Origin of the sequence: Vibrio sp. 10N.222.48.A3, from assembly GCF_041475345.1 — a bacterium.
In the GTDB taxonomy this organism is placed as follows: Bacteria; Pseudomonadota; Gammaproteobacteria; order Enterobacterales; family Vibrionaceae; genus Vibrio; species Vibrio tasmaniensis_A.
The window spans coordinates 1-3,663 of the sequence record NZ_JBFRVX010000620.1 but is presented as its reverse complement, the minus strand read 5'-3'; the positions used below and the strand labels follow the sequence as shown (position 1 = coordinate 3,663).

Annotated in this window: 3 protein-coding genes; all 3 read left to right on the top strand. The window is 44.0% G+C overall.

The genetic code is table 11. The annotated features are described in order from the left end of the window. The coding region (locus AB4653_RS17175) for a flagellin (protein WP_372104820.1) at window positions 1-1,045 on the top strand (1,045 nt) is incomplete at its 5' end. A gap of 81 nt (window positions 1,046-1,126) precedes the next feature. Beyond that, window positions 1,127-1,552: a flagellar protein FlaG gene (gene flaG, locus AB4653_RS17170; RefSeq protein WP_009848561.1), complete on the top strand. Its 426-nt coding sequence runs from the start codon at window positions 1,127-1,129 to the stop codon at window positions 1,550-1,552. 22 nt (window positions 1,553-1,574) lie between these two features. Further along, window positions 1,575-3,629, top strand: a complete 2,055-nt coding sequence (fliD, locus tag AB4653_RS17165; protein ID WP_009848560.1) for a flagellar filament capping protein FliD — start codon at window positions 1,575-1,577, stop codon at window positions 3,627-3,629. Window positions 3,630-3,663 lie beyond the last annotated feature (34 nt).

The following is a 3,663-nucleotide window of genomic DNA, read 5'->3' as shown; positions in this document are numbered from 1 at the left end:
TGCAGGCCTACAAATCTCTAACCGCTTAACGTCGCAAAGTCGTGGCCTAGATATGGCTGTAAAAAACGCGAACGATGGTATCTCTATTGCACAGACAGCTGAAGGTGCAATGAATGAGTCAACCAATATCCTGCAACGAATGCGTGACCTTTCTCTTCAATCTTCAAATGGTTCAAACACGAAATCTGAACGTGTTGCAATTCAAGAAGAAGTCTCTGCTCTAAACACTGAGCTTAACCGTATCGCTGAAACGACCTCTTTTGGTGGTAATAAGCTTTTGAACGGAACTTTCGGTAGTCAATCTTTCCAAATTGGTGCAGATTCTGGTGAAGCAGTAATGCTGACAATGAATAATATGCGTACCGATACTGAAGCGATGGGCGGTAAGAGTTATAGCGTTGCTGAGGGGAAAGATACGTCTTGGCGCGTAGGTGAAGATTCTGTCCTAACGATGAAGTACCAAGATCAGTTTGGTGACGTTCAAGATCTGTCGATTACTGCGAAAAAAGGTAATGACATGGAAGAACTTGCCACTTACCTAAACGGTCAAAGCCCGGATGTTCAAGCTTCGGTAGGTGAAGGCGGTAAATTGCAACTCTTCGCTTCAAGCCAAAAAGTTGATGGTAATGTTGAGTTTGGCGGCTCTCTTGCTGAAGAGCTAGGTCTTGGCTCTGGTAAAGATGCAGAAGGTAAAGAGATTCCTGGCAGCAGCAAGGCTATTGTAACGGATGTTACTGTTAACGACATTGATGTAACTTCTGTTGCAGGTTCAAACAACGCTGTATCTATTATTGACGGTGCCTTAAAGGCAGTAGACAGTAATCGTGCCTCTCTTGGTGCATTCCAAAACCGTTTTGACCACGCAATCAGCAACTTAGAAAATATTAACGAAAACGTTAATGCGTCTAAGAGCCGAATCAAAGATACTGATTACGCAAAAGAAACAACGGCAATGACGAAGTCTCAAATCTTACAACAAGCGAGTACTTCTATTTTAGCTCAAGCAAAACAATCACCATCAGCAGCTTTAAGCTTATTGGGCTAAACTTACTTCAGTAAGTAACGGTAAACTCTACTGTAGGTAGAGTTTTACTGTTAGGCTCATAAAGTTGGGAGGGAGAGTGTTATGGAAATATTATCTAACGCATCGAACATCCAGCCTTATGGCTCACCTAATGGCATTAAATTTGCAAGCGATAAAGGTAGTAGTGCGTCGAGTACTTCACAACCGAAAGAAACAACATCTTATGACAAGGTAGAAAAATCGAAAGAGATGGCTACCGAAGCGGCGATTAAATTAGCTCAACATAGACAAGAGTTAAATGATGCGGAGCGAGTCAAAATGGTGGAGAAGGTAAACGAATTTATATCTTCTCTCAACAAGGGTGTTGCTTTTAAGGTTGATGAAGAGACTGGGAGAGATGTGGTTACCATTTATGAGACCACAACGGGCGATATTATTCGCCAAATTCCCGATGAAGAAATGCTCGAAATTCTAAGGCGCCTAGCAGCCCAAACCTCGAATAGTGGAATATTGGAGGCTAAGGTTTAAGTCGTATTATTGAGGTGGTTTAATGAGTTTTGGCCCAATGGGGATTTCGTCTGGCATGGATATCAATTCCATGGTCAGCAAAATTGTTGATTCGGAGCGTGTGCCTAAACAGCAACAAATCAACAATGAACGAACGCGAATCGACACCAGCATTAGTGCCTATGGAAGACTCAGAGAGTCCCTTGATTCGATGAAAAATCTGATGACAAGCTTTCGCCAGGACAAAGCTTTTGCTGTACGAACAGTAGAAAGCTCTGATGAAGGTCTTGTCTCTGCAACCGCGACTACCGAAGCGATCGCTGGCAAATATGCTATCGATGTGTTGCAGCTTGCCCAGAGCCATAAAGTGGCTTCTGATGTACTATCAGAGGACATGAAATTTGGCCCAGGTAAGCTGCAGGTTTCGCTTGGTAAAGAGAGCTTCGAGACACAAGTTAGTGCTAACTCAAAACTGCGTGATGTTGTTAGAGCAATTAACAGTGCCGGGGATAATCCGGGTGTTCGAGCTTCTATTATTAACGACAAAGAAGGACCACGGTTAGTCCTCGCTTCAAATATGTCTGGTGAAGACAATCAAATAAAACTCCACGTTGACTCTGAAGATAACAACCCTCTAAAAAAATTAGAATATAAAACCCTATCGGAAAGACTGAAAGCCTTAGAAGATGCTCGCTCAGTAGCGCAAGGCGTCTTGGCTGATGCCCCTCCCAAATTGGATGCCGACGGTAACCCTATTCCAGACGGCTTCGCTGTTCCTCTGCGAGACGCTAACGGAAACACTATATTTGATGTAAACGGTAATCCTATTTATGAAAGAAAATCGGAACCCGTCGTTGAACCCGAAGATCCTTTCGCTGAATTTGACCGTGACAATTTAACTTATGGTCAAGCTGCGGCAATGGCTGGTCAGAAGGCGCTAGATGCGGCAGCTTTAGCGGCTTCAGGGATGCCAGAAGATACAATCCCTGGGTGGAACAATACCGCTTCAGGTACATTACTCGATTCTTTTTTTAGGCCTGAACTTGAGCTTGACGAAAAAGCCATAGAGAAAGCAGCTGATATTCCAGGGTGGTCAAATACTGCCGCTGGTACGTTGACGGATTCTTATGTTACTCCCAAAGAGGCACAGCAGAAACTCGATGCCGAGAAAGCCAGAATAGAAAGTAAATTGGTTGATGAACGTTCTGAGTTAGCGAAGAGAGTTGAAAGAGGTGAACTAACCCCACTTCAGGCTCAGCAATTAGAGAGAGCGAAATTATCTCCAGCAGAACGAGCACACTTAGAGAAGGTTGATAAAGCTCAAGCTGACCTTGCGTTAGCTCAACAGTCTTTTGACCAATACAGCGGTATGACTGAAGTGCAAGCAGGACAAAATTCTATGGTTGTTCTAGACGGCATTGCTCAGCTCTCTAGCAATAACAATGTGATTGAAGATGCCGTTGAAGGTATTGATATTACGGTTAAAGGTAAAACCCCTAAAGATAAGCCGCCAGCAGAGATTGGTGTTGAGTACGACCGTAATCGTGTTCGTGAAGATATTGAAGCTTTTGTTAACTCTTATAATCAGTTTTACCAAGTATCTAAAGACTTAGCGGGTGTCGATCCACTGACTGGTCAAAAAGGCCCTCTCTCTGGCGACAGTACAGTACGCAGTGCAGATTCACGATTGAAAGGTGTGTTCTCATCAAGCATTGAAGACGCGCCAGACAATCTAAAGTCTTTGACTGAATTTGGCATCACCACCACAAGACAAGGCTCGCTAGAAATCAATTACGATATGCTTGACCGTCAACTCAACAATCACTTTGATAAGTTGGGTGAATTCTTTGGTGGTAACAATGGCTTCGCTAAAAAAGTCGAAGATGCGATTCAAGGGATCACGGGTGTTACCGGTTCTATCCGTACGAGAGAGAAGAGCTTGGTCGAACAAAACTATCGGTTGGTTGATGACCAAGTCGCGCTCGATCGCCGTATGGATAGCCTGCAGAATCGCACGCACTCTAAGTTCACTGCTATGCAGGATGCGACCAGCAAGATGCAATCTCAGTTAGGCAGCATGATGAGTGCAATGGGCTAATAGATGAGCAAACTGCTTCAAGAGCTTTGTGAGC